This window comes from Methylobacterium sp. Leaf456, assembly GCF_001425465.1.
Taxonomy (GTDB): domain Bacteria; phylum Pseudomonadota; class Alphaproteobacteria; order Rhizobiales; family Beijerinckiaceae; genus Methylobacterium.
Genome location: NZ_LMQV01000043.1, coordinates 365,175 through 390,612, shown reverse-complemented (window position 1 = coordinate 390,612; position 25,438 = coordinate 365,175). Strand labels below are relative to the sequence as shown.

The following is a 25,438-nucleotide window of genomic DNA, read 5'->3' as shown; positions in this document are numbered from 1 at the left end:
GACCGTTTGCCTCGGCACCCGCGTTCTCGCGCGTCGCGCCGTCTATCTCGCGCGCGGAGCCCGGCCGTCCAGCCGAGCCCAGCGACACGTGAACCTGATCGTTCGCCTTAACCGGTCGCGCCGAAGCCGACGGCGATGCAGTTGATCGACAGGAGCAGCGCAGACTTCACCGCCTCGCGCTTGTCCTCGTCGGTCTCGCTGCGGTAGCGGCGCAGCAGCTCGACCTGCTCGCGGCTGACCTGATTGATGGTCGGCAGGCGCCCGTGCAGGCGCTCGCGGAACTGCGGGAAGCGCTGGGCAAGTTCGCGGTCGCCGCTGATGCGCAGCACCATCTCCCGCGTCAGCGCGTATTCGCGCTCGATCATACCGAAGATGCGCCCCCGCACGCCCGCGTCCTCGACGAGGCCGGCATAGTCGCGGGCGATCTCCAGATCGACCATCAGCAGCGTCTTCTCGACCTCGTCGAGGACGAGACGGAAGGGACGCGAGTTTTCGAACAGGCGCCGCAACAAAGCTTCGCCTTGCTCCCCGCGCACGTCGATGAAGCTCTTCAGCCCCGAGCCGACGCCGTACCAGCCGGTGATGACGTGGCGGTTCTGCGACCACGCGAACACCCACGGGATCGCGCGGAGATCCGACAGCGACTTGGCGCCGAACCGGCGCGCCGGCCGCGAGCCGATGTTGAGCAGCGAAATCTCGTCGAGCGGGCTCGCTGCCTGGAAGTAATCGACCAGCCCCTCGGCCTGGATGAAGTTGACGTAGGCCGCCCGCGAAGCGCCCGAGAGCGCCTCCAGCGCGTCGTCGGACTCGGAGCGCGAGCCGTTGAGGCCGTTCTTTTCCGAATGCAGCGCGTGCTCGAACACGGAGGCCGCCAGCAGCTCCATCTGGTAGGCGGCGGTGCCGCGGTTGGCGTACTTGAACGAAACGACCTCGCCCTGCTCGGTGATGCGGAAGCGCCCGTTGATCGAGCCCGGCGGCTGGGCCGCGATGCCGCGATGGGTCGGCACGCCGCCGCGGCTGACCGAGCCGCCGCGACCGTGGAAGAAGGCAATCGGCACGCCGGCCTGCTTGCCGAGATCGGTCAGCTTGGTCTGCGCCTTGTACAGCTCCCAGTTCGAGGCGACGAAGCCGCCGTCCTTGTTCGAATCCGAGTAGCCGATCATCACCTCCTGCACCCCGCCCTGCCAGCGGGTCGCGCGGCGCACCACGGGGATGCCGAGCAGCTCCTTCATGATGGCGGGCGCGGCGCGCAGGTCGTCGATGGTCTCGAACAGCGGCACGACCGGCAACGGGCAGATCTCGGTGCCGGCGGCGTCGAGGAAGAGGCCGGCCTCCTTGGCCAGAAGGTAGGCGCCGAGCACGTCCACGGTGGAGCGCGTCATCGACAGGATGAAGGCGCCGAAGGCCTCGCGGTCGAGCTGCTCGCGCATCTCGCCCACCAGCGCGAAGGTCGCCAGCGTCTCGCGGGCGTCGTCGGGCAGCCGGTCGGCGTAGTCCTCGAACGAGGTCTCCGGGGTGCGCGGCCGGGCGAGCTCAGTGAGCAGCCACTCCTTCCACGCCTGCGAATCGAGGGCCGGCGGCTCGCGGTCGCCGTTGCGCAGCTTCCACAGGGCGTGGAGCGTCTTGGTGGTGCGCGTGGAATTCTCGCGCAGATCGAGGCGGACGGTCGAAAACCGAAAAATCTCGACCATGCGGCGCACGGGGCGCACGATGTCGGTGGCGAGCGAGCCGCATTTGGCGTCGGCGAGCCCCTTCTCCAGGGTGCGCAGATCGTTGATCAGCCCGTCCGCGCTCGGATAATCGGGCCCGACCGAGCGGACGCCCTTGTTGCGGGCGATGGTCGCTTCGAGCTTGCGCAGCACGCAGGACAGGAACTGGCGGTAGGCTTCGCCGGGATTGCGGTTGGCGATGGCGCGGGCGTCACCCGATTCGGCGAGCAGGCTCGCGAGTTCGGTGCGGAACGTTTCCGGCACCGGCAGCGAACGCTCGGTGATCGAGAGCACGCGGCCGAGATGGGTGATGCGGTCGCGGTAGCGCCGCAGGCTCGCCAGCGCGTTGCGCTGCAGCGTCTCGCGGGTCACGCTCGCGGTGACGTAGGGGTTGCCGTCGCGGTCACCACCGATCCAGCTTCCGAACTGGAAGAACGGCGGCACCTCGAAGGTCTCGTCCGGATAATACTGCGCGAGGCTCTCCTCCAAGGAGAGCAGCATCTCGGGCAGCATCTCGAACAGCGACTCGTCGAAGAAGTGCAGGCCCCAGGCGACCTCGCGCTCGACGGTGGCCTTCTCCAGATGCAGCTCGCCCGTCATCCAGATCAGCTCGATCTGGTCGCGCAACTCGTTCATCAGGCCGTTGCGCTCGCGCTCGGTCCAGCGCGGCAGTTCCAGCTCGCGCAGCACGAGGTAGATGCGGCGCAGCTTCTCCAGCACGGTGACGCGCTTGCCCTCGGTGGGGTGCGCCGTGATGGTCGGGCGGATGCGCAGGTTCTTCAGCAGCGCGTGGATCTGCGGCGCGTCGATGCCCTTGGCGGAGGCCTCCGCCAGCACACGCGCGAACGAGCCGTTCAGCGCCTCGCGACCCTGGTCGCGCTCGACGTGGCGGCGACGGCGCATGGCCGCGTTCTGCTCGGCGATGGAGACGAGCTGGAACCAGATGCCCTGCACCTGGAGCGCGCGGGCCAGCATCTCGGGCGTGTAGGACGAGATGTCGGCACGCCCGTGCAGCACGTCCTCCAGCTCGGGATCGTGGCGGCGTGCCACGTCGAGCAGGGCGTGGAACAGGATCTCGAGGGCGTCCTCAGTGGCCGTGCCGGTGATGACCGGCGGCGCGAAGGTCGTGTCGGTCGCGGCTGACGGCCGGGCGTGCAGCGTCTTGGTCATGGGAATCCCCCCTGGCGAGGTTCATTTTTGGGACTTTGCGGGCCGTGCCCGCACAACGATGGATCGCCTCCATTCACGGGGCGCCTCTCCTCCCCCTTGCGGGGAAGAGCCGGAGGTGGGGGTCGGGCAGGATAAGGCGCTGAGGTTCCCCCTGAACCACCCCCACCCCTACCCCTCCCCGCAAGGGGGGAGGGGAATGGCGGCCTCAGGCCGCGCGGGCGAGGACGTCGGCGACGGTCTGGCCGAAGGAGCCCGGATCGGGCGCCACGGTGAGGCCGTAGGAGCGCATGATCTCGGCCTTCTCGGCGGCGCTGTCGCCGGTCGCCGAGATGATCGCGCCGGCATGGCCCATCCGGCGGCCCTTCGGGGCGGTCAGGCCCGCGACGAACCCGATGACGGGCTTGGAAAAATTCTCCTTGATCCAGGCCGAGGCCTCGGCTTCCTGCGGGCCGCCGATCTCGCCGATCATCAGCACGGCCTCGGTCTCCGGGTCCTGCTCGAACAGGGCGAGGTGATCGAGGAAGGACGAGCCGTTGATCGGATCGCCGCCGATGCCGACTGAGGTCGAGATGCCGATGCCGAGTTCCATCATCTGCGCGGCGGCCTCGTAGCCGAGCGTGCCGGAGCGCGAGATGACGCCGACCTTGCCCGGCAGGTAGATGTGGCCGGGCATGATGCCGAGCATCGACTTGCCGGGCGAGATGATGCCGGCGCAGTTCGGGCCCACCACCATGGTGCGCTTGTCGCGCGGGTAGCGGCGCAGGTAGCGCTTCACCCGCATCATGTCCTGGGCCGGGATGCCGTCCGTGATCGAGCAGACGAGCTTCAGCCCGGCATCCGCCGCCTCCATGATCGCGTCCGCGGCAAACGGCGGGGCGACGAAGGTGATCGAGGTGGTGGCGCCGGTCGCCTCCACCGCGTCCTTGACGGTGTTGAACACCGGCACGCCGCAATGGGTCTTGCCGCCCTTGCCGGGTGTGACGCCGCCGACGACGTTCGAGCCGTAGGCGATCATTTCCTTGGCGTGGAAGGTGCCCTTGTCGCCCGTGATGCCCTGGACGATGATCGGGGTCTTCTCGTCGATGAGAATGCTCATGGCGTGATCCTCCCCGTTCCTTAGCGCTTGGCGCCGTTGCAGGCCTCGACGGCCTTCTTCGCGGCGTCCGTCAGGGTGTCGGCGGTGATGAGGGCGAGCCCGCTCTCCGCGATGATCTTCTTGCCGGCCTCCACGTTGGTGCCGGCCAGACGCACCACCAGCGGCACGTCGATCTTCACTTCCTTGGCCGCTTTGACGACGCCTTCCGCGACCCAGTCGCAGCGGTTGATGCCGGCGAAGATGTTGACGAGGATCGCCTTGACGTTGCGGTCCGACAGGACCAGCCGGAAGGCGGTCGCGACGCGCTCAGGGCTGGCGCCGCCGCCGACATCGAGGAAGTTTGCCGGCTCACCGCCCGCGTGCTTGATCATGTCCATGGTGGCCATGGCCAAACCTGCGCCGTTGACGATGCAGCCGATCTCGCCGTCGAGGCCGATATAGCTGAGGTTGTGCTCGGCGGCCTGGGCCTCGCGCGGATCGCCCTGGGACGGGTCGTGCATGTCCGCGATGTTGCGGCGGCGGAACAGGGCGTTGTCGTCGAACGACATCTTGGCGTCGAGCGCCAGCACGCGGTCGTCCTTGGTGACGACGAGCGGGTTGATCTCCAGCATGGTGCCGTCGCAATCACGGAACGCCCGGTAGGCGTTCATGATGGTCTTCACCGCGGCCGAGACCTGCTTGATGTTCAGCCCGAGCTGGAACGCGATCTCGCGGGCCTGGAACTGCTGCAGGCCGACGGCGGGCTCCACCACCACCTGGATCAGGGCCTCGGGCTCCTTGGCGGCGATCTCCTCGATGTCCATGCCGCCGCGCTGGGAGGCAATGACGCGCACGCGCTCGGCCTTCCGGTCCAGCACGTAACCGAGATAGAGTTCGCGCTCGAACGGATCGGCGGTCTCGACGTAGACGCGCTGCACCGGCTTGCCCTCGGAGCCGGTCTGGAGCGTCACGAGGCGTTTGCCCAGCAGGTCGCGGGCGGCATCGCGGACTTCGTTGTAGGTGCGGCAGAGCTTGATCCCGCCGGCCTTGCCCCGCGCTCCGGCGTGGATCTGAGCCTTCACCGCCCAGAACGAGCCGCCGAGTTCGGTCGCGGCGTAGACCGCCTGATCAGGGCTGAAGGCGACGGCGCCCTTCGGGACGGCGACCCCGAAGCTCGCGAGCAGCTCTTTTGCTTGGTACTCGTGAACGTCCATCGAGACCTCCTTCGCGTTTCCTCGCGTTTCGTTGGAGCGACCTTCGCGGAAAAATTAGTTTTCGGGAAGCGGGTCTGCTCTCAATTTTTTCTTCTGATGTGGTTCAGTTTGCTTACCCGTCAGTGATTTAGCGGGCTTCTAAAATACAAAATCAGCAGCAGCGGATGGCGAGACCGCTCGTTGCCTGACATCATCTTGCGGTGCAGCATCGCCGCGCGCGTCCCCTCCCCACCCGGATCGGGCTTGCCCGATCCGGGCGAGCGAGGTGCGCATCTCGGGCAAGCCCGAAATGCGCCGGTGAGAGGACAATTGCGTCAGTTCACCTTGGCCTTGACGACCTCGTAGACCCGCTCGTTGAGCGCGGCGGCCTCGCCGAGGATACCTTCCAGTTCCTTGAGCCGCTCCTCGGCGAAGGCGCGGTCGTCCAGGCCCTTGGCGTTGACGTAGACGTTGAGCGCCGCCGAGCGCAGGCCGGCGAAGGCGGAGAGCACCGCGACGCCCGCATCCGAGATGACGTTGAGATTGCCCTTGTCGGCGGTGATCTCGGCGAGATCGATGACCTCGCGGCAGGCCCGGCAGCAGGCGAGCGGCACGTCGGTCGCGGTCTTCAGCGCTTCCTGAATTTTTTGCGCCCGCGCGGCCTTCTCCTCGTCGGTGCCCTTGGGAAGGCCGTAGGCCCCCATGACGGCGTCGAATGCCTCGACGTCGTCGGCGATCATGCCGGTGAGCGTCTTCCGCAGGGCCTCGGACTTTTCGAGAACCTGCTTCAGGTCGGCCTCGACCTCGACGTACTTCTTCTTGCCGATGGTGAGGTTGCACACCATCGACACGAGCGCCGCGCCCATGGCGCCGGAGATGGCGGCTGCCCCGCCGCCGCCGGGGGTCGGGGCCGAACTCGCCAGCCCGTCGAGGAACGTTTCGATGCTCTCAGATGCAGCCATGGCTCAGGCCATCTCCTTCGCCAGCTTGTAGATTTCCTCGGCGTCGAACACGCCCTCGCTCGACTCGAACAGTTTTGCGATGCAGGCGCGGTGCAGCTTGAGCTTCAGGCCGCCGATGCCGAGCGCCCCGAAGGCGCGCTTGCCGGCGTATTCCTTGCCCTTATCGGTCGCCTCGATGCCGCCGATGCCGAGCGGCGGCTGGGCGTTGTAGTCGGCCACGATCTCGATCGAGGACTCGTTCTGCCAAGCCGCCTGCGGCAGCAGTTCGAGGCCGATCGCGCCGGCGGCGAAAACCAGATGCGCGCCCTTCACCACCTCGGCGCGCGAGGCGTCGTCCGCGGTCTCGGCGGCGGTGACGTTCACCTTGAAGCGCTTGTTCACGGAATCGGCCGCGGCCTGCGCCTTGTCGAGCTTGCGCCCGCACAGCACGACCTCGGCGCCCTCGCCCGCGAGCAGGGCCGCGGAGCGCATGCCGACCGGGCCGGTGCCCGCGAGCACCACGGCCTTCTTGCCCGTCACCGAGCCGCCCGCCGCCTTGACGACGAGGGCCACGCCCGCCGCGGCGGTGGTGTTGGAGCCGTTCGAATCCAGCATGCAGGACACGCGGAACGGGCCGAAGAAGCGCTTCTTGACAGCCTGGAACACCCGCTCGCCCGCCGCCATGTCGCCGCCGCCGACGAAGATCGCCGTCGACTGCTTCTCCTTGCCGCCGCGGGTGTAGATGGTGCCATCGACATAGGCGCCGACGTTCTCGGGGGTGACGTTGCCGTAGCCGGTGATGTGGTCGGCCCCGCCGTCGTAGCCGACGACGACATCGAACACGCTCGGCGTGGCATCGGTGTCGAATTGGAAGAGCAGCTTCTTGGACATGATTCCTCTGAGAGTCGGTGTCCGCGTGAGACGCGGAGCGCTTCCTTGAGTGGCATCGAGGCCACCCATTCAAACCCGTCATTCCGGGGCGCCGGTAAGAGAACCCGGACCCGAAGGGGCGCGCCGGAGGCGTGCAATCCACCCGTGATGCGGCGCCGAGCACCGCTCCGTCGCGCCAAGTCCGTCCTTCCGAGTCGTGGATTCCGGGTTCCGCTACGCGGCCCCGGAATGACGACGGGGGTGGATGGCCTTACGCTTCGACGACGTTCTGCGGCTTGCCCGCGACGAAGGCCTCGACGTTGTCCACGAGCTGGTCGGCGAGGATCTGCATCGCCTCCTTGCTCGCCCAGGCCACGTGCGGGGTGACGATCAGGTTCGGCAGATCGGCGTCGCACAGGATGTTGCCGTCCTTCGGCGGCTCCTGGGCCACCACGTCGAAGCCGGCGCCGCCGATGGTGCCGTCCTTGAGCGCCTGGAGAAGCGCGGCCTCGTCCACCAGCCCGCCGCGGGCGGTGTTGATGAGGATCGCCGACTTCTTCATCTTCTTGAGCTCTTCGGCCCCGATCATGTTGCGGGTGTCGGGCGTGAGCGGCACGTGCAGCGTGATGACGTCCGACTGGGTCAGGATCGTCTCGAGATCGACGAGCCCGTCCTGCGGGAACACGTCGAAGGCCAGCACCTTCATGCCGAGCGCCTCGGCGCGCTTGGCGATCGACTTGCCGAGTGCCCCGTAGCCGATGATGCCGAGCGTCGAGCCGGCGATGTCGTAGATCGGATAATCGAAGTAGCAGAACTGCTTCGACTTGTTCCAGTCGCCGCGCCGCACGGAGTTGGCGTAGGGCACGATGGCGCGGCGCAGCGCGAACATCAGGCCGACGACGTGCTCGGGCACGGTGTTGAAGGCGTAGTTGCGGATGTTGACGACGGTGATGCCCTGGGCCTTCGCCGCGGCCTTGTCGACCACGTCCGTGCCGGTGGCCGCCACCGCGATCAGCTTCAGGTCGGGAAGCTGCTTCAGCGTGTCGGCGCGCATCGGCACCTTGTTGATGAGGGCGATCTCGGCGCCCTGGAGGCGCTCGACGATCTCCTCCGGCGTCCAGGTCGACTCGTATTCCTTGTACGCATGCGGGAAGTTGAATTCGCGAACCGTCGCATCGAGCGACTCGCGGTCAAGGAACACGACTTTCTTCGTCATTCTGGACCCCTTCCGGCCGACCGGCGCTGGCGTCCGCCGGCCCGCTGTTTCCTCACCTGTTCTTAACTTGTGGAAGCGGCGCCGTTGGCACGGCGCCGCTTCTTGAAATCAGCTCTTGGCGAGCGGGTTCTCGCGCAGGTAGCTGGAGGCCGCCGCGACGCCCGAGCCGGGAGTCACGTTGACGCCGTTGTCGATGAGCGACATCTCGGCACCGGCGATGGCGCCGAGCAGCGACAGCTCGTTCAGGTCACCGACGTGGCCGATGCGGAACACCTTGCCGGCGACCTGGGACAGGCCGGCACCGAGCGCGAGGTTGTAGCGCTCGTAGGCGTGCTTGATGATCTTGGCGCCGTCGACACCCTCCGGCACCAGGATCGCGGTGACGGTGTCCGAGTTCCACTTCGGCTCCTTGGCGCAGGTCTTGAGACCCCAGGCCGCGACGGCCTGGCGGGTCGCCTCGCCGAGCACGTGATGGCGGTGGTAGACGTTCTCCAGGCCTTCCTCGAACAGGCAGGCCAGCGCCTCGCGCAGGCCGTAGAGCAGCGGCACCGACGGGGTGTAGGGGAAGTAGCCGCCCGGGTTCTGCTTCAGCATGTCCTGCCAGTCGAAGTAGACGTGGGCGAGACGGTCGTTGTTGCCGCGCAGGGCCTCGGAGGCCTTGAGCGCCTTCGGGCTGATGCAGATCACGCCGAGGCCGGCCGGCAGCATCAGGCCCTTCTGCGAGCCGGCGATGGCGCAGTCGACCTTCCACTCGTCGGCCTTGAACGGCAGCGAGCCGATCGATGACACGCCGTCCACGAACAGCAGAGCCGGGTGGCCGGCGGCATCGATCGCCTTGCGCACGGCGCCGATGTCCGAGGTGACGCCGGTGGCGGTCTCGTTATGGACCACCATCACGGCCTTGATCTCGTGATTGCGGTCCTCGCGCAGGGCCTGCTCGATCTTGGCCGGATCGGCGCCGGTGCCCCACTCCTCCTCCTGAACGATCACGTCCAGGCCGATGCGCTGGGCCATGTCGATCCAGAGGTGGCTGAACTGGCCGAAGCGCGAGGTCAGCACCTTGTTGGTGCGCGCCAGCGTGTTGGTCAGCGCCGATTCCCAGATGCCGGTGCCGGAGGCCGGGAACAGGATGATGGTGCCGTCGGTCGAGCCGAACACCTTCTTGGTGTCCTGGAACAGCGGCTTCGTCAGGTTCGGGAAGTCGACCGAGCGGTGATCCTCGGACGGCACGATCATCGCGCGCTGCACACGGTCCGGGATGTTGGTCGGGCCGGGAACGAACAGGTGGTTGCGTCCCGGACGTCTCGTTGCCGCCATGAATGTCTCCTCCACTTGAAACCCGCGGGCCGGCCTTCGTGACCGCGTGCCCGCCTTAATCCTGGATGGCGGGCGAACGCCCGCCGCGAAACGTCGTCGGCCCCGCGGCGCGCGGGATGCGTCCGCCGCAAGCAACCGTCACTCTGCGATGTCGGATCGTCGAACGGCCCGGAGCGGCGAAGCGGCTGTGATCCCGCCCGCGTCGCGGCGCGTGCAGACACGCCGGTCGCCTCCGAAAGAACCGAACCCTCGATGCGTCAGCCTCGCGGCGCATTCAAGCGCGCTCCCGCTGATTGTCGTCGGCGTCCCCATCCCGTCGCGGTGACCCTGACGCCTCTGCCGGGCGTGTCCCGCGCGAGCCTCGACGGCCCGCGCGCGGCGGATCACCTTGGCCGCCGTTATGCGCCCCCCGGACGAAGATGCAAAACCGAAAAAACTGAACTGAAAAACAAAAAGATTTTCGTATGCACGGCCCGCAGGTGCACCGCACGCGGGCCGCGGAGCGAGGCTCGCTGCGGCGCAGCCGAGGGAGCGGGCGAGGGAGCAGGCAAGCGGCACGATCCTGCACACCCGTCCCCGCCGCCGTCATCAAACTGAGATCGGATTGGGTTTTGGCTCTGGCCGTTCGCGAGGCCGGAGGCGCTGGTGTCACAGGATCCGGAGACGACCATCCGCGTTCGGACGCTTTTTCTGTCCGATCTGCATCTCGGCACGAAGGGCTGCCAGGCGGCTCTGCTGCTCGACTTCCTGCGCGATGTCGATGCCGACACGATCTACCTCGTCGGCGACATCGTCGACGGCTGGCAGCTGCGCTCGGGCTGGTATTGGCCGCAGAGCCACAACGACGTGGTGCAGAAGATGCTGCGCAAGGTGCGCAAAGGCGCCCACGTCGTCTACGTGCCGGGCAACCACGACGAGTTCCTGCGCGACTATATCGGCATGACCTTCGGCGGCGTGGAGATCGCCGAGAGCCGCATCCACGAGGCGGCCGACGGCAAGCGCTACCTCGTCATCCACGGCGACCAGTTCGACATGGTGGTGCGCCATTCCAAGTGGCTCGCGCATCTGGGCGACTGGGCCTACACCGCGGCGCTCGCCGTCAACACCGTGGTCAACCGCGTCCGGCGGCGGCTGGGCCTGCCCTACTGGTCGCTCTCGGCCTGGGCGAAGCTGAAGGTGAAGAACGCGGTCAACTTCATCGGCCAGTTCGAGACGTTTCTCTCCGCGGAGGCCAAGCGCCAGGGCGCCGACGGGGTGATCTGCGGTCACATCCACCACGCCGCCCACCGCCAGATCGACGGCCTGACCTACCTCAACACCGGCGACTGGGTGGAATCCTGCACCGGCATCGTCGAGCATTACGACGGCCGGATGGAGGTGCTGCACTACCCGACCCTGCTGCGCCAGCGCGGCGCGGCGGAGGCCTACGAGCCCGCTCCCCTCCCCCGCGCCGTCGCCTAAAGATGCGCCTCCTCATCGCCACCGATGCGTGGCACCCGCAGGTCAACGGCGTGGTGCGCTCGATCGAGCGCATGACCGAGGCCGGCCGTACGCTCGGGGTCGAGACGGTGCTGCTGACGCCCGCCGACTTCGCCTGCGTCCCGATGCCGGGCTATTCCGAGATCCGGCTCTCGCTGGTGACCGCGGGCCGCGTGCTCGCCCGCTGGGACCGGCTCGCGCCGACGCATGTCCACATCGCCACCGAAGGCCCGATCGGCCACGCCGTGCGCGGCGCCTGCCTGCGGCGGGGGCAGGCCTTCACCACGAGCTACCACACCCGCTTCCCCGAATACCTCGCCGCCCGCGCCCCCGTGCCGGAGGCCTGGAGCTACGCGTGGCTGCGCCGCTTCCACGCCGCCGGCAGCGGCACCATGGTGAGCACGCCCTCGCTGGAGCGGGAACTCTCCGCGCGGGGCTTTGCCGGGCTGATGCGCTGGACCCGCGGCGTCGACACCGACCTGTTCCGCCCCTGCGACGGGGATGCGTTTCCGGGGCTACCCCGGCCGATCTTCCTCTCGGTCGGGCGCCTCGCGGTCGAGAAGAACCTTTCGGCCTTCCTGAGCCTCGATCTGCCGGGCTCGAAGGTGGTCGTCGGCGACGGACCGGACCGGGCCCGCCTCCAGGCCTTGGCACCGGAGGCCCACTTCCTCGGCGCGCTCACCGGCGAGGCGCTGGCGCGGGCTTACGCCGGGGCCGACGCGTTCGTGTTCCCGAGCCTCACCGACACCTTCGGCATCGTGCTGCTGGAAGCGCTGGCCTGCGGCGTGCCGGTGGCGGCTTTTCCGGTGACCGGCCCGCTCGACGTGATCGGCGAGACCGGCGCGGGCGCCCTCGACCACGACCTGCGCGCGGCGGCGCTCGCGGCGCTTGGCCTTCCGCGGGCGCGCTGCCGGGACGAGGCCCTGCGCTACACCTGGGCCGAGAGCGCGCGCCAGTTCTACGAGAACATCGCGCTCGCCCACGCCCTCGGGCCGATGCGGGCGATCCCGCGCCGCCTCCGGTCTGACGCGGCAGGCGACGAGGCCAAGCGCTTCGCCTGAGCGTTTTTCGAACGCTGCGGGATGACCGGGGCCGGCGGGGATGCCAAAACCGGCGCCCTTCCCTGCCCCGGCCCGCCCATGCGTCCCTTCGATCCCGCGCTCGCCGTCACCTATCCGGCCGTCATCGGCTGCGACGAGGTCGGGCGCGGCGCGCTCTGCGGGCCGGTGATGGTCGCCGCGGTCTGGTTCGATCCGGTGGCCTTCCCGCCCGATCTGCTGGCCCGCCTCGACGACAGCAAACGTCTCGACCGCGCCGCCCGCGAGGCGCTGACGCCATTGATCCGGGCGCATGCCCGCGTGGCCCTGGCCGGGGGCTCGCGGGCGCTGGTCGATCGGATCAACGTGCGCGGCGCCACCCTCGACGCCATGCGCCGGGCGGTGCGGCGGTTGGGGCTCGACGGCCCGGTCTGGGTCGATGGGCGCGACCCGATCCCCGGCCTCGACCAGCCCTGCCGTGCGGTGATCGGCGGCGACCGCCTCGTGCCGCAGATCGCCGCCGCCTCCATCGTCGCCAAGACTTTGCGGGATGACCTGATGCGGAAACTGGCGCTCCGCCACCCGGCTTATGCCTGGGAGCGCAACGCCGGTTACGGCACCGCGGCGCATCTCGCCGGGCTTTCGAAGTCGGGGCGCAGCCCGCACCATCGGGTGAGTTTCACCGGGCGGTTCGGGGATGGCGTGCCACACCGATCCATCCCACCCTCCTCTTCATCCTGAGGTGCGGAGCGAAGCGCAGCCTCGAAGGATGAGGGGTTTGGTAGGAGGAAGCGGCGGTTCAAAACAACGCCAGCTGCTCCCCCACCCGCGGCGGCGGGCAGAACAGCTCCGTGGTCTGCCGCAGTGGATCGTCCGCAAACCCCAGCCGGCGCTTGGCCAGGGCGAAGCGGCGGCGGATCAGGTCGGCGTAGGGGCCTTCGCCGATCATGCGGGTACCGAAAGCGGCGTCGTAGGTCTTGCCGCCGCGGGCGCCGCTCAACAACGAAAAGATGTGGGCGCGACGGCCCGGATAATGCTCGGAAAGCCAGTCGCCGACGAGGTCGTCGAGTTCGTGCGGCAGGCGCAGCAGCACGTAGGACGCCTCGCGGGCGCCCGCCGCCCGCACGCGCTCCAGGATCGCCTCGATCTCGTGGTCGTTGAGCGAGGGGATGATCGGCGCGACGATCGCCATCACCGGCACGCCCATCGCGGCCAGCCCCTCGATCGCCTCCAGGCGCTTGCCCGGATGCGGGGCGCGGGGCTCCATTCGCCGGGCCAGGCCCGGATCGAGGGTGGTGACGGAGATCGCGACCTTCACGAGGCCCTGTGCCGCCATCTCCGCGAGGAGACCGCGGTCGCGCAGGATCAGGTTCGACTTGGTGACGATGCCGACCGGATGGCGGAACCGGGCCAGCACCTCCAGCACCGCGCGGGTGAGGCGGTGCTCGCGCTCGATCGGCTGGTAGGGGTCGGTGGCGGTGCCGAGCGCGATGGTGCGCGGCCGGTAGCCCGGTGCCGACAATTCGCGCTCCAGCAGCGCCGCCGCGTCGGGCTTGGCAAAGAGCTTGGTCTCGAAATCGAGCCCCGGCGAGAGCCCGGCATAGCCGTGGTTGGGCCGGGCGAAGCAGTAGATGCAGCCGTGCTCGCAGCCGCGATAGGGGTTGATCGAGCGGTCGAACGAGATGTCGGGAGACTCGTTGCGGGTGATGATGGTGCGGGCGCGCTCCGGCGTCACCTCGGTGCGGCGAATAGCGACCTCGTCCGGGTGCCAGCCGTCGTCGAAGGCCTCGCGCCGGGTCGCCTCGAAGCGCCCGTCCGGGTTGGCCGTCGCCCCGCGCCCGCGCCGGCCCTCTGCGGCCACGCGGTTGCCCGCGAGCCGGCCCGCCGCTTCCCCCATCGCTTCCGATCCCTCACCGTATGGGACAAGAACATATCATGAACTCAATCATCGTCACTGCACAAGATTCGTGCATCCTCCGAAATGTACGCCTGTCGCCTCTCGGGCCGGCATGGCCTAGACGGCACAAAACCGATCTTCCGTTCGCGACAGGTGCTTTGGCCCGCCGATGATCTCCGGCCTGATCCACGTGGCACGCCCCGCCGACTCGGCGATCGAGGGCTTGGCCGATACGCTGAGCGCGCTCGTCGCGGGCGTGGCGGCGGGACTCGTGGGCGATGCCGTGATCGTCACCGCGACCGCGAACGAGGCCCTGGAGACCATCGCCGAGGGCAGCGGGGCGACCCTCGTCGTGCGGCCGCCCGGCACGAACCCGTGGATCGCGGGGGCGAAGGTCGCGCGGCGGGATTGGCTGCTCTGCCTGGAGCCGGGCGACATCCCCTCCGAGGGTTGGATCCGCAGCCTCGACCGCTTCGTCGGCACCGCCCGGCCCGACACGGCGCTCGGCCGGATGCGCCGGCTCCATGCCGGCCTGCCCGGTCGCCTCGCGGCGCGCGGCGAGAGCGTCGTCGGCGCGAGCCGCCCGCGGGCCGGCGACGTGGTGCGGCGCGAGCGGCTGCTGGCGGGGCTGCCCTTCGCCCCCCGCCTCAAGGTGCGGCTGCTGCTGGCCCGGCTGGAGCGGGCCTGAGCGTCTTATCGCTCGAACCGCGCCTGCAAACCGTGCCCATGGACTTTGGCCGAGAGCACGATCTTCGCGCCCGGCGGCAGCGGCGTCTTGAGGTCGCCGACGAACCGGTTCGGGGCGGCGCCCTTCAGCGCCACGGTCTCGGTCTTGCCGCCGGCCTGGATGTAGGCCTTGCCCGAAAGACCCGCCGTGGCGATCGGCTGGCCGCCCTCCTCGCTGACGAAGAAGGTCAGGCCCGTATCGGTGACGACGAGTTCGACCGGATGGTCTTCGGCCATGACGACCTGACCGCCGTTGGGGCCGCCCGCCATGGCGGGGGCCGAGAGGGCGAGGGTGAGCGCGGTGACGAGGAAGCGCATGGGGATGTCCTTTCGATCAGACCTTTGAGGGATGTCAGAACGCTCCGGCGGGGGCGCCCTCGGGGTGGTCGGAGGCCGGGCGGCGCGCCTGTTCGCGCAGGCGTTCCAGCGGGGCGCGGCCGAAAGCGAGAAACAGGAGCGGCGTCAGCACCGTGTCGAGCAGGGTCGCGCTGATCAGTCCGCCGAAGATCGTCACCGCCACGGGGTGCAAAATCTCCTTGCCCGGCGCGTCGGCGCCGATCAGCAGCGGCACCAGGGCGACGCCCGCGGCCAAGGCCGTCATCAGCACGGGGGCCAGTCGCTCCAGGCTGCCGCGGATGACGAGGTCGGGCCCGAACGGCAGTCCCTCGTGGATCGCCAGGTTGAGGATGTGGCTGACCTTGAGGATGCCGTTGCGGGTGGCGATGCCGGTGAGCGTGATGAAGCCGATCATCGAGGCGACCGAGAGCGGCTGTCCGGCGATCCAGAGTGCGGCCACCGAGCCGATCAGCGCCAGCGGGATGCTGCCCAGGATGATCAGCGTGAACGCAGCCGAGCGGTAGCGGCTGTAGAGCAGGGCGAAGACGAGCCCGAGCGACAGCAGCGAGAGCAGGCCGATGGTCCGGCTCGCTTCCTCTTGCGCCTGGAACGCGCCTTCGAGACGCGTGACGTAGCCGTTGGGGAGTGCGGTCGCGGCGATCTCCTTCTGAATCGCGCCGACGATCGCGCCCATGTCGGCGCCGCCGACGGTGTTGGCCTGCACGACGATGCGGCGCCGCGCGTTCTCGCGAAGAATCTGGTTCGGCCCGTCGGTCTCGCGGATGTCGGCGATCTGCCGCGCCGGCACCCAGCCGGAGGGGGTCTCGACCAAGAGGTCGCCGAGGCGCTGCGTGGTCCGCATCGTATCGGGCAGGCGCATCACCACGTCGAAACGGCGGGTGCCATCGATGACGCGCGAGACGGTCTGACCGTTCGAAAGCCGGCTCAGTTGCTCGATGAGCGCCGCCGGCTGCACGCCGTAGAGGGCGGCCCGGGCATAGTCCACGCGGATTTCGAGCTGCGGGATCAGCACCTGCTTCTCGACCTGCAGGTCGGCGAGGCCGGGGATCGTGGAGAGGCGCCGCCGCAGGTCCTCGGCGAGGCTGCGCAGGGTATCAAGGTCGTCGCCGAAGATTTTGAGCGCGATCTCGGCGCGCACGCCGGACAGCATGTGCTCCAACCGGTGCGAGATCGGTTGGCCGACATTGACCGAGACCGGCAGCACGGCGAGGCGGTCGCGGATGTCGGCGATCAGTGCGGGCTTGGGCCGGGCGCCCGGCTTCAGGTCGATTTCGAGGTCGGAGGAGTGGACGCCTTCCGCATGCTCGTCGAGTTCGGCCCGGCCGGTGCGGCGGCCGATGGATTTCACGTCCGGCATGTCGAGGAGCAGGCGCTCGGCGACGCCGCCGATCCGGTCGCTCTCCGAGAGCGAGATACCGGGATTGAACGCCATGGTGACGGTGAACGAGCCCTCGTTGAACGGCGGCAGGAAGGCCCGCGGCAGGAAGGCCGCCCCGATTCCCGCCAGAGCCACCGCGAGGGCGGCCAAAAGCATCACCGGGCGGGCGTGGCCGAGGAGCGCCCGCAGCACGGCGGCGTTGAGGCGCTTGAGGACGCGGATCAGGCCGCTCTCGTGCTCCTCCAGCCGCTTGAGACCGGGCAGGAGGTAGTAGGCGAGCACCGGCGTCAGGGTGATCGAGACCAGAAGGCTCGCCAGGATCGAGACGATGTAGGCTTGGCCCAATGGGGCGAACAGCCGCCCCTCGATGCCCGACAGGGCGAAGAGCGGCACGAACACCAGCACGATCACCATCGTGGCGTAGACGATGCCGGAGCGCACCTCGTTCGAAGCCTTGACCACCACCGTGAAGACGCTTTTCGGAGAGCCCGCCCGCCGGTTCTCGCCGAGCCGGCGATAGATGTTCTCGACGTCGACCACCGCGTCGTCGACGAGTTCGCCGATGGCGATGGCGAGCCCGCCGAGCGTCATCGTGTTGATCGACAGCCCGGCGAGGTGGAACACGATGGCCGTGGCCAGGATCGAGACCGGAATCGCCGCGAGCGAGATCGCGGTGGTGCGCACGTTGAGCAGGAAGGCGAACAGCACCACGGCGACGACGACGATCGCCTCCATCAGCACCGTCTCGACGTTGCCGATCGAGGTCTCGATGAAGTTGGCCTGCCGGAAGATCAGCCGGTCGGCGCGCACGCCCTTGAAGGCGCAGGATTCGCCCGCCGCCTCGGCTCCGGTGGCGACCGGCGAGGCTTTGCCGCCGTCGCAGTTGTTGAGGCTCGCGGTGATGTCGGCCAAGGCCGCCTCGACCTCGCGGGTGAGGCGCACGGTATCGACGCCGGGCTGCTTCTCCACCGAGATCACGACCGCGGGCGCACCCATGTAGCCGGCGTCGCCCCGCTTCACTTTCGCGGCGAACGACACCTCGGCGACTTGGCGCAGGGAGATCGGCCGGCCGCCCACGGTCGCGACCACCATGTTGCGCAGGTCGTCGAGGTTCATGGTCCGGCCGAGGTTCCGGATCAGGTATTCGCGGGCGTACTGGTCGGTGAAGCCGCCGCCGGTGTTGGTACCGAACTGCGCGAGCGCGGCCTCCAACTGGGCGTAGGTGACGCCGAGCGCGCGGAGCGCCGTCGGCTGGGGCGCGACGCGGAACTGGCGCACCTCCCCGCCCATCGGAATCACCTGGGCGACGCCGGGGATCGAGAGCAGGCGCGGGCGGATGGTGAAGTCGGCGAGTTCCCGCAACTGCATCGGCGAGACCGAACCGCCGCTCAGAGCCGCCATCACGATCTGCCCCATGATCGAGGAGATCGGCCCCATCATCGGCGTGACGTTTGGGGGCAGTTGCGGGCGCACCATGGCGAGGCGCTCGGCGACCTGCTGGCGGTTGCGGTAGATGTCGGTGCCCCAATCGAACTCGACATAGACCACCGAGAGGCCGACGCCCGAGACCGAGCGGACGCGCGACACGCCGGGCAGGCCGTTCATCTGCGTCTCGAGCGGGTAGGTGACGATCTGCTCGACCTCCTGGGGCGCGAGGCCCTCGGACTCCGTCATGATCGTCACGGTCGGCCGGTTGAGATCGGGAAAGACATCGACGGGCAGCCGGGTGACCGTGAAGGCGCCGTAGACGACGAGGACGGCCGCGAGTGCGAGCACGAGGACGCGGTTGCGCAGCGAGTGCGAGACGAGGAGCGTGAACATCGGCGGGCCTCCTCAGCGGACCTGATTGAGGAGTTCGGCGCCCTGCGTAACGATGCGCTTGCCCGGCGCCACGCCTGAGACCACCAGCACACGGCCGGCGTCCAGCGGCTCGACCCGCACCTCGCGCGGCTCGAACCGCTCCGGCGCGGTGTGCTCGTAGACGAGGCTCTGACCGTTGCCGCCGCGGACCACGCTGGTGCGGGGCAGTGCGAGGCCGGTCTGCTGCGCGTCGAGTGCTGCCAGAACGGTGACGAACTGGCCGGTGCGCAGCTCCAGCGGCGCGCCTTGAACCGCAAAATGCATCGGCACCGCCTGGCTGCGGTCGGCGAGCCCCGCACCCATGAAGGAGAGGCGTAAGCTGCGGCCGTCGGCGAGCCGCGCGGTGGCGTCCTGACCGGTGGCGAGCGCGTCGAAGCTCAGCGCCTCGACCCAGAGCCGGCTCGGCTCGACGATCTGAAAGACCTGCACGCCGGGGCTCGCCATCTGGCCCGCCACCGCGCTCGCCTCGGCGATGACGCCATCGACCGGCGCGGTCAGGGCCTCGGGGTGCTGGCGGATGGCGTCGAGGGCGGCGCGGCGGTCGGCCAGCCCCTTCAGCTCGGCCAGCGCGTCGTCGAGCTGAACCTGCGAGACCGCGCCACCCGGCGCGAGCTTGCGGTAGCGCTCGACCCGGCGCTCGATGATGGCGATCTGCTGGTCGAGCTCACCCTGGCGCTGGCGCATGTCGGAGACATCGACTGCCTGGACCGGGGGCGTGACGGTGGCGAGCACCTCGCCCTTCCGCACCCGCGTGCCGAGCCGCGGGAAGCGGCCGGAATCGGGGGGCGCTAAGCGACCGCCGACGGAGGACTGGACAACGCCGCTGGCGCTCGGATCGGGGATGATCCGCCCCGGCAGCTCGACGGTGCGGCTGAGGGTGTCCGAGGCCGTCACCACGGTCCGCACGGCGAGCACCCGCTGGGTCGGTTTGGGCACGAAGATCGCCCCGTCCGGCATCCGGCGGGCGAGGTCCTGGCCGCTGGGGGCGGCGAGCGGCCCACCGTCGTCGTGCCCCTCATGGGCGAAGGCGCGCGGCGCGAGGGCGAGCGCCAGCACGAACACGACCAGAGCGGCGGCCGGGACGCGGCGGCGCCCGCGCATCAGCAGGGTGAGGACGACGCCGAGCAGGAAGCCCGCGCCGCCGACCGCGAAGGGCAGCGGGTCGGCCTCCTCGATGTGGCGGCGGAAGTCGTGGGCCACGGCGAGGCTTTGGGCCCAGGCATCGTCGGCGGCGGGCGGCGGAGGCGGTTCGGGGATCGTGAGGGCGACCGGGAAGAGGTCGGTGGTGCCGCCGGATTGTACCGTGAACAGCACCTCGTACTCGCCGGCATGGGTGCTCCAGTGGGCGGGCAGGCCGTAGCTGCCGTCCGGCATCGCCTCGGCCGGCGCCGTGCCCTCCGGCGTCTCGGCGGTGATCGTAGCATCGGTGACCGGCTCGTTGGTGCCGGCCCGGTCGAGATAGAGGCTGAGGCGCCCGCTGCGGGCGACCGCGACGAGTTCGAGGGTTTGGCTGCTCGACGCGCCGCGCGGGGCGCTGACGGTCGCGGCGGCGGGGGGCTCTTCGTGGTCGTGGCCCTCGTGGGCGGTGGCGGCAGCAGCCCAGAGGCCGAGCGCCAGCGCAGCCGCGCGCAGGGCCGGGACGAATGAAACGGGCATGGCAAATCGATCCTTCGCGAGCGGGGACGCGCGCGGCGGCTTGGGTTCGGGCCGCCGCGTCAGGCGCGCGCACAAAAGCGCGCCGGGCTCAGGCGAAGGATCGAGGCGGTTCGGGGAGCGCTTCGGAAACGACGCTGGCGAAGGAGGCGTCGTGGGGGCGGCGGAAGGTGGCTTCAGCGTTCCAGCGGAGCGCCACGGTCACGTCGGCGGCGCCGACGAAGGGGATGTGGAACGGGCAATGCAGCCCACAGCACTGGCCGGAATGGCTGTCCCCGGTTGGCGCCGAGGCATCGGACGCTTCGGTGCCGTGGTCGGCCTGGGCGTGGGCGTGATGGACATGCGCGTGGCCGTGCTCCGCAACCCCGTGGGCGCGGGCATGCGCCGGGGCGGCGATCGACAGCGCGAGCAGCGCCGCGACCTGAAGGATCACGGCGAGCACATACCGAAAGGGGCGGTGAGCACGCATCACACCCCTCCATAGCACGACCGGGGCGAAGCGGGAACGCTCAGTCCTTCTTGGCCGGCTTGATCTTGAGCTGGTCGATCGCCCAGAGCCAGTGCCCGTCGGGCTGACGGCGGGCCGCCTCGACCGAGAGCGAGCCGTTCGGCAGCCAGGCGAAGGTGAGGCCGAGATCGCCGTTCGTGAGCGCCGGCAAGGTCTCGGGCTCGGGGAAGTCGGACTTGCGGGCCAGAAGGTCGGTGTAGAAGCGGCGGATCGCGTCGTGGCCCGTCGCCACCACCTCGCCCGCCGCCAGCACGGCGCCGGGCTCGTAGAGCGCCACCAGCCCCTCGACATCGCCGGCATTGGCCCGCGCGTGGAACAGCCGGGCGAGATCGCCCGGTTCTTTCGCCTTGTCGCTCATCCCGAAAAATCCTCCCTGTCACGCCGCTCAGATCGGCGGCTATTTCAAACGCGTGCCGGCCCCGTCCTGCACCGAGACCGAGACCGGGATTCCGGCCTTGACGCTCTCGGAGACGGTGCAGAACCGCTCGAACTGCTCCAGCACCCGGTCGATCCGGTCCATCGAGGCGGCCTCGGCGCCGAGCGCGATGGCGACGTCGATGCCCTCCAGGCGCAGGCGTCCCTCCGCGTTGCGGCCGAGCCGCCCGCTCGCCTGGGCGCTGACGCCGCCGCCGTCCTGATGAAACTTGCCCAGCGCGAAGACGAAGCTCGCGCACAGGCAATTGCTCACCGCCGCGATCAGCACCTGCTCGGGCGAAGGGCCCAGCCCATCGCCGATCGGCACCGGCTCGTCGGTCAGCAGGGTCTCGAAGGCGGGGCCGAACTCGACCCGGAAGGCGAAGCGCTCGACCTGCCGGATGCTGATGCTGGGTCTGTCCGACATGGCCGCTCCTCCCGTCGCCGGTCTCAACCCGGCAAGTCGGTCCTTGTTGCAGACACCGTCGCTTGACCCGCTTTCCGTATTTGGTATACCAGATGCCAATGCGACGCCACCGGAGAGAGCCCGCTCTCTCCGGTGGCGATCGAGCGACGAGGCGAGGGACAGGAAGGAGCGCGAGGCCATGGCCGAAGCGATATCTCCAACGACATCCCCTTCACCGGCCGTCGACGTCTCGGGGCTGGTCGAGGCCCTGGGCGATGCGGTGGTGATCTCCGACGCGGACGGCCGGATCGTCACGTGGAATCCGGCCGCCGAGCGGATCTTCGGCTTCAGCGAGGCCGAGGCGATGGGTGAGATGCTCGATCTCATCACCCCGGAGCGCCACCGGCGGCGCCACTGGGACGGTTACGCCAAGACCATGCGGACCGGGCAGACCCGCTACGGGACCACGCTGCTCAAGGTGCCGGCCCTGCACAAGGACGGGCACACCCTGTCCATCGCCTTCACCGTCTCGCTCCTGTTCGGGGCGGACGGGGACGTCAGCGGAATCGTCGCGGTCATTCGCGACGAGACCGAGCGCTTCGAGGAGGAGCGCCGCCTGCGCCGCCGGATGGCGGAACTGGAGGAAGCGCTCGGCACCCTCGTGCTCGCCTGAACTCAGACGAGCCTAAGCTTGCAACAAGAACACGACCTTTCGTTCCAAGATTTCACGCCAAGACTTCACTCTACCTTCAACGAAGTCGTCATAGGGAGAACACCAGCATGTCCCAGCCGCTCGAGGGCATCCGGATCATCGATTTCACCCACGTGCAGGGCGGGTCCCGCCTGCACGCAGCTGCTCGCGTGGTTCGGCGCGGACGTGATCAAGGTCGAGCGCCCCGGCGCCGGCGACGTGACCCGCAACCAGCTGCGCCACGTCGAGGACGCGGACGCGCTCTACTTCACGATGCTGAATTCCAACAAGCGCTCGCTGACGCTCGACACCAAGACGCCCCAGGGCAAGGAAGTGCTCGAGAAGCTGATCCGCGAATCCGACGTGATGGTGGAAAACTTCGGCCCCGGCGCGCTCGACCGCATGGGCTTCACCTGGGCCCACATCCAGTCGCTCAACCCCGGCATGATCCTCGCCTCGGTGAAGGGCTTCTCCGACGGCCACCACTACGAAGACCTGAAGGTCTACGAGAACGTCGCGCAGTGCGCGGGCGGCGCCGCCTCGACCACGGGCTTCTGGGACGGCCCCCCCACCGTGTCGGCCGCCGCGCTCGGCGACTCCAACACCGGCATGCATCTGGCCATCGGCATCCTCACGGCGCTGCACGCCAAGACCAAGACCGGCAAGGGCCAGAAGGTCGCCGTGTCGATGCAGGATTCGGTGATCAACCTCTGCCGCGTGAAGCTGCGCGACCAGCAGCGCCTCGACGCCATCGGCTACCTCGAAGAGTACCCGCAGTACCCGCACGGCGAGTTCTCGGACGTGGTGCCGCGCGGCGGCAACGCGGGCGGCGGCGGCCAGCCGGGCTGGGTGCTGAAGTGCAAGGGCTGGCAGTCGGACCCGAACGCCTACATCTACTTCACCATCCAGGGCCATGCCTGGGCCCCGATCTGCAAGGCACTCAACCGGCCTGAGTGGATCGACGACCCGGCCTACAACACCCCCCGCGCCCGCCAGGACAAGATCTTTGAGATCTTCGCCATCATCGAGGATTGGCTGGCCGACAAGACCAAGTTCGAGGCCGTCGACATCCTGCGCAAGTTCGACATCCCGTGCTCGCCGGTGCTGTCGATGAAGGAGATCGCCGCCGATCCGTCGCTGCGCGCCAGCGGCACCATCGTCGAGGTCCCGCATCCGAAGCTCGGCTCGTACCTGACCGTCGGCTCGCCGATCAAGTTCTCGGACCTGAAGGTCGACATCAAGGCGTCCCCGCTGCTGGGCGAGCACACCGACGAAGTGCTGGCCGACCTCGGCTACTCGTCGGAGCAGATCGCCGCGATGCACGAGTCCCGCGCGGTTTAAGACCTCGCTCAAGAATCCTCCCGGGTCGGGCGAGCCGCCCCGGGAGTGCCTGACCGGACTCACGTCGAGTCCGGGCTGTTTTTCTCCTCCGTGTAACTTGGCCGGGCCGCCCTACGGTCCGGCCTTTCTTGTTTCCGGGCTCGATTCGCGACACCGCTCGATCGACGCCCCTCCCCGTCCGCGCCCTTGCTCACGGTGCCTGCCGGTGAATGCATTCCCGACCCATCCCCTGCTGCGCCGCCTCTTGCCCCAGCAGGCTCCCGTCAGCCTCCGCGAACGCGTGCGCGCCGCCTGCGGGGCGCTCCTCGGGCTCCTCGTCACCGGGCTCGTCGCCCGCGCGGCCATCGGTAACGGCGCCGCGCTTCCGGCGCTGATCGCGCCGATGGGCGCCTCCGCGGTGCTGCTGTTCGCCGTGCCGTCGAGCCCGTTGGCGCAGCCCTGGTCGATCCTCGGCGGAAACCTGATCGCCGCGCTGGTCGGCGTGAGCATCGGGCTCCTCGTGCCCGATCCGCTCATCGCCGCCGGCCTCGCGGGCGGGCTCGCCATCGGCCTGATGATGGCCTTCCGCTGCCTGCACCCGCCGAGCGGCGCGGTGGCGCTCACCGCCGTGCTCGGCGGCCCGGCGATCCACGATCTCGGCTACGGCTTCGTGCTGTGGCCGGTGGGCGTCAACACCCTGCTGATCCTCGGCGTGGCGGTCGCCTTCAACAACCTCACCGGCCGCTCCTATCCGCACGCCCCGGCCGCCGCGGCCACGGCCCCGGCGCCCTCCTCCGGCATGGGCCTGACGGCGGGCGACATCGACGCCGCGCTCGCGGATTTCGATCAGGTGCTCGATATCGGCCGGGGCGATCTGGAGGCGCTGCTGCGGCGGGCCCAGCTCAGCGCCCTGGTGCGCCGCTCCGGACCGGAGACCTGCGCCTCGATCCTGACCCGCGATGTCGTCGCCATTGCCCCCGAGGCACCCTTGAGCGAGGCGTTGGCGCTGCTGCGGCGCCACCACATCAAGATGCTGCCGGTGACCGACGAGAACGCCCGCGTGCTCGGCGTGCTGACTCAGACCGACCTGATGGACAAGGCCGAGTGGGACCACCGCGGCCCCCGCCTCGGCCTCGCCCGGCGCTGGCAGCTGACACTCGGCCGCGGCCGCGCCCCGCATGGCTGTGCCGCCGACGTGATGACGCCCGAGGTGGCGTGCCTGCGCCCGGAGATGACGCTCGCCGAAGTCGCGGTGCGCATGGCCCGCGGCGGCCACCACCACCTGCCCGTGGTCGGGGCGGAGGACCGCCTGTGCGGCGTGGTCTCCCAGTCCGACCTGATCGAAACCCTGGTGAACCAAGCGGCCAACCGCGCCGCGGAACCGCCGCAGACCGGCGCCGCGGCGCGGGCCCGCACGGAGGGCGTGTCGCCCGACCTCGCGGCCGGGCTCGCCTGAATTCAGGCGAAGAAGTCGGCCAGAAAAAACTCGATCGCCTGAGTCACCACCGAAGGGTCGTAGGCGTGCGGGCCGTCGTACTCGACGTAGGTCAGGTCGTAGCCGGCGCCGCGCAGCAGGCGGGCGTGGTGGCGGGCGCTGCGGTCGATAGCGATCTGCTCGTCGCGCGTCCCGTGCGACAGGAAGATTTTTGGCGCGCCCGCCTGCATGTGGACCGATAGGAAGCCGGCCGACGAGACGATCAGGTGGCTGACCCGGTCGCCGTTGGTGAGGCCGAGCGAGAGCGCGTAGCTGCCCCCGTCGGAATGGCCCGCGAAGGCGAGATGGCCGGGATCGATCAGGAAGCGGTCGGCGACCTCGGCCAGCGCCCGGTCGAGCCGCTCGCGGTCCGGCCCGTTGCCGGCGATGACGAGATCCCAAGTCGGATGGAGCGATTGCGGCGCCAGCAGCAGGAAGCCGCGCGCCTTGGCGTGTCCTTCCAGCATCGGCAGGATCTTCTCCGCACTCCCCCCGCCGCCGTGGAACAGCACCACCAGCGGGGTCGGCAGGCGCGGATCGACGTGCTCGGGCACGCACAGCACCGCGTCGCGGGTCTCGAACAGCCCGAGGGCGTGCCGCCCCGGCCCCAGCGCCGGCTTCGTCGGCAGCCGCGGCAGGAACGACAGCCGCCCGGCGAGCCGCGGGTCGAGGGGAAGGGTCGGATCGGTCGCGGAGGAGGCCATGGATTGCGTCCCTGACGAGGTCGGCCGCGCTTTCCCCTCCCCC

21 protein-coding genes and 1 pseudogene are annotated in these 25,438 nt (G+C 69.4%); 7 read left to right on the top strand and 15 right to left on the bottom strand.

Translation table 11 applies throughout. The features are described from left to right. Positions 1–107: 107 nt before the first annotated feature. The 7 genes from ASG52_RS23295 to ASG52_RS23265 all read right to left on the bottom strand — a co-directional run bounded on the left by ASG52_RS23295 (position 108) and on the right by ASG52_RS23265 (position 9,491). Positions 108–2,879 carry a phosphoenolpyruvate carboxylase gene (locus ASG52_RS23295; RefSeq protein WP_056248492.1) on the bottom strand — a complete coding sequence of 924 codons (2,772 nt, stop codon included), beginning with the start codon at positions 2,877–2,879 and terminating at the stop codon, positions 108–110. A gap of 205 nt (positions 2,880–3,084) precedes the next feature. Next, positions 3,085–3,975, bottom strand: coding sequence for a succinate--CoA ligase subunit alpha (gene sucD, locus ASG52_RS23290; protein ID WP_056248489.1), 891 nt, complete (start codon positions 3,973–3,975; stop codon positions 3,085–3,087). 20 nt (positions 3,976–3,995) lie between these two features. Beyond that, a complete protein-coding gene (locus ASG52_RS23285) occupies positions 3,996–5,168 on the bottom strand; it encodes a malate--CoA ligase subunit beta (protein ID WP_056248486.1) in 1,173 nt (390 codons plus the stop codon). A 314-nt stretch (positions 5,169–5,482) separates the two neighbouring features. After that, positions 5,483–6,109 carry a methenyltetrahydrofolate cyclohydrolase gene (gene fchA / locus ASG52_RS23280; RefSeq protein WP_056248483.1) on the bottom strand — a complete coding sequence of 209 codons (627 nt, stop codon included), beginning with the start codon at positions 6,107–6,109 and terminating at the stop codon, positions 5,483–5,485. 3 nt (positions 6,110–6,112) lie between these two features. Next, positions 6,113–6,979, bottom strand: coding sequence for an NADP-dependent methylenetetrahydromethanopterin/methylenetetrahydrofolate dehydrogenase (locus ASG52_RS23275; protein WP_056248481.1), 867 nt, complete (start codon positions 6,977–6,979; stop codon positions 6,113–6,115). Positions 6,980–7,229: 250 nt separating this feature from the next. Beyond that, the gene (locus tag ASG52_RS23270; protein ID WP_056248478.1) at positions 7,230–8,174 is read right to left on the bottom strand and encodes a D-2-hydroxyacid dehydrogenase; all 945 of its coding nucleotides are present in this window, start codon (positions 8,172–8,174) and stop codon (positions 7,230–7,232) included. Positions 8,175–8,282: 108 nt separating this feature from the next. Continuing rightward, positions 8,283–9,491, bottom strand: coding sequence for an aminotransferase class V-fold PLP-dependent enzyme (locus tag ASG52_RS23265; protein WP_056248474.1), 1,209 nt, complete (start codon positions 9,489–9,491; stop codon positions 8,283–8,285). 645 nt (positions 9,492–10,136) lie between these two features. On the opposite strand from ASG52_RS23265, the gene ASG52_RS23260 reads away from it, so the two are divergent. The 3 genes from ASG52_RS23260 to rnhB all read left to right on the top strand — a co-directional run bounded on the left by ASG52_RS23260 (position 10,137) and on the right by rnhB (position 12,748). Next, positions 10,137–10,952: a UDP-2,3-diacylglucosamine diphosphatase gene (locus ASG52_RS23260; RefSeq protein WP_056248471.1), complete on the top strand. Its 816-nt coding sequence runs from the start codon at positions 10,137–10,139 to the stop codon at positions 10,950–10,952. Positions 10,953–10,954: 2 nt separating this feature from the next. Continuing rightward, entirely contained in the window at positions 10,955–12,031 is a 1,077-nt protein-coding gene (locus ASG52_RS23255) for a glycosyltransferase family 4 protein (protein WP_056248469.1), read from the top strand. Between the two features lie 78 nt (positions 12,032–12,109). Then, positions 12,110–12,748 (top strand): ribonuclease HII, encoded by a 639-nt coding sequence (rnhB, locus tag ASG52_RS23250; RefSeq protein ID WP_056248872.1) that lies wholly within the window; start codon positions 12,110–12,112, stop codon positions 12,746–12,748. Positions 12,749–12,806: 58 nt separating this feature from the next. Here rnhB and ASG52_RS23245 read toward each other — a convergent pair whose 3' ends face one another. After that, a complete protein-coding gene (locus ASG52_RS23245; protein WP_056248466.1) occupies positions 12,807–13,904 on the bottom strand; it encodes a PA0069 family radical SAM protein in 1,098 nt (365 codons plus the stop codon). A gap of 169 nt (positions 13,905–14,073) precedes the next feature. Here ASG52_RS23245 and ASG52_RS23240 point away from each other — a divergent pair, with 169 nt between their 5' ends. After that, positions 14,074–14,592, top strand: coding sequence for a hypothetical protein (locus tag ASG52_RS23240; protein WP_056248463.1), 519 nt, complete (start codon positions 14,074–14,076; stop codon positions 14,590–14,592). Between the two features lie 5 nt (positions 14,593–14,597). On the opposite strand, the gene ASG52_RS23235 is transcribed toward ASG52_RS23240, so the two are convergent. The 6 genes from ASG52_RS23235 to ASG52_RS23210 form a co-directional block, all read right to left on the bottom strand. Continuing rightward, positions 14,598–14,948, bottom strand: a complete 351-nt coding sequence (locus ASG52_RS23235) for a hypothetical protein (protein WP_056248460.1) — start codon at positions 14,946–14,948, stop codon at positions 14,598–14,600. Positions 14,949–14,982: 34 nt separating this feature from the next. Next, positions 14,983–18,186, bottom strand: coding sequence for an efflux RND transporter permease subunit (locus tag ASG52_RS23230; RefSeq protein ID WP_056248457.1), 3,204 nt, complete (start codon positions 18,184–18,186; stop codon positions 14,983–14,985). Positions 18,187–18,198: 12 nt separating this feature from the next. Then, positions 18,199–19,881 carry an efflux RND transporter periplasmic adaptor subunit gene (locus ASG52_RS23225; protein WP_056248454.1) on the bottom strand — a complete coding sequence of 561 codons (1,683 nt, stop codon included), beginning with the start codon at positions 19,879–19,881 and terminating at the stop codon, positions 18,199–18,201. A gap of 88 nt (positions 19,882–19,969) precedes the next feature. After that, positions 19,970–20,347, bottom strand: a complete 378-nt coding sequence (locus ASG52_RS23220; protein ID WP_156384097.1) for a hypothetical protein — start codon at positions 20,345–20,347, stop codon at positions 19,970–19,972. Positions 20,348–20,387: 40 nt separating this feature from the next. Beyond that, positions 20,388–20,744, bottom strand: a complete 357-nt coding sequence (locus tag ASG52_RS23215) for a YybH family protein (RefSeq protein WP_056248449.1) — start codon at positions 20,742–20,744, stop codon at positions 20,388–20,390. 39 nt (positions 20,745–20,783) lie between these two features. Then, a complete protein-coding gene (locus ASG52_RS23210) occupies positions 20,784–21,227 on the bottom strand; it encodes an OsmC family protein (RefSeq protein WP_056248448.1) in 444 nt (147 codons plus the stop codon). Between the two features lie 178 nt (positions 21,228–21,405). Here ASG52_RS23210 and ASG52_RS23205 point away from each other — a divergent pair, with 178 nt between their 5' ends. The 3 genes and pseudogenes from ASG52_RS23205 (at position 21,406) to ASG52_RS23195 (ending at position 24,673) form a co-directional block, all read left to right on the top strand. After that, positions 21,406–21,879 carry a PAS domain-containing protein gene (locus tag ASG52_RS23205; RefSeq protein WP_056248445.1) on the top strand — a complete coding sequence of 158 codons (474 nt, stop codon included), beginning with the start codon at positions 21,406–21,408 and terminating at the stop codon, positions 21,877–21,879. A gap of 107 nt (positions 21,880–21,986) precedes the next feature. Beyond that, positions 21,987–23,238 (top strand): annotated as a pseudogene (gene frc / locus ASG52_RS23200) (formyl-CoA transferase). A 205-nt stretch (positions 23,239–23,443) separates the two neighbouring features. After that, positions 23,444–24,673, top strand: coding sequence for an HPP family protein (locus ASG52_RS23195; protein WP_286159149.1), 1,230 nt, complete (start codon positions 23,444–23,446; stop codon positions 24,671–24,673). A gap of 2 nt (positions 24,674–24,675) precedes the next feature. Here the strand turns inward: ASG52_RS23195 and ASG52_RS23190 are convergent, their stop codons facing one another. Next, positions 24,676–25,395 carry an alpha/beta hydrolase gene (locus ASG52_RS23190; protein ID WP_056248442.1) on the bottom strand — a complete coding sequence of 240 codons (720 nt, stop codon included), beginning with the start codon at positions 25,393–25,395 and terminating at the stop codon, positions 24,676–24,678. Positions 25,396–25,438 lie beyond the last annotated feature (43 nt).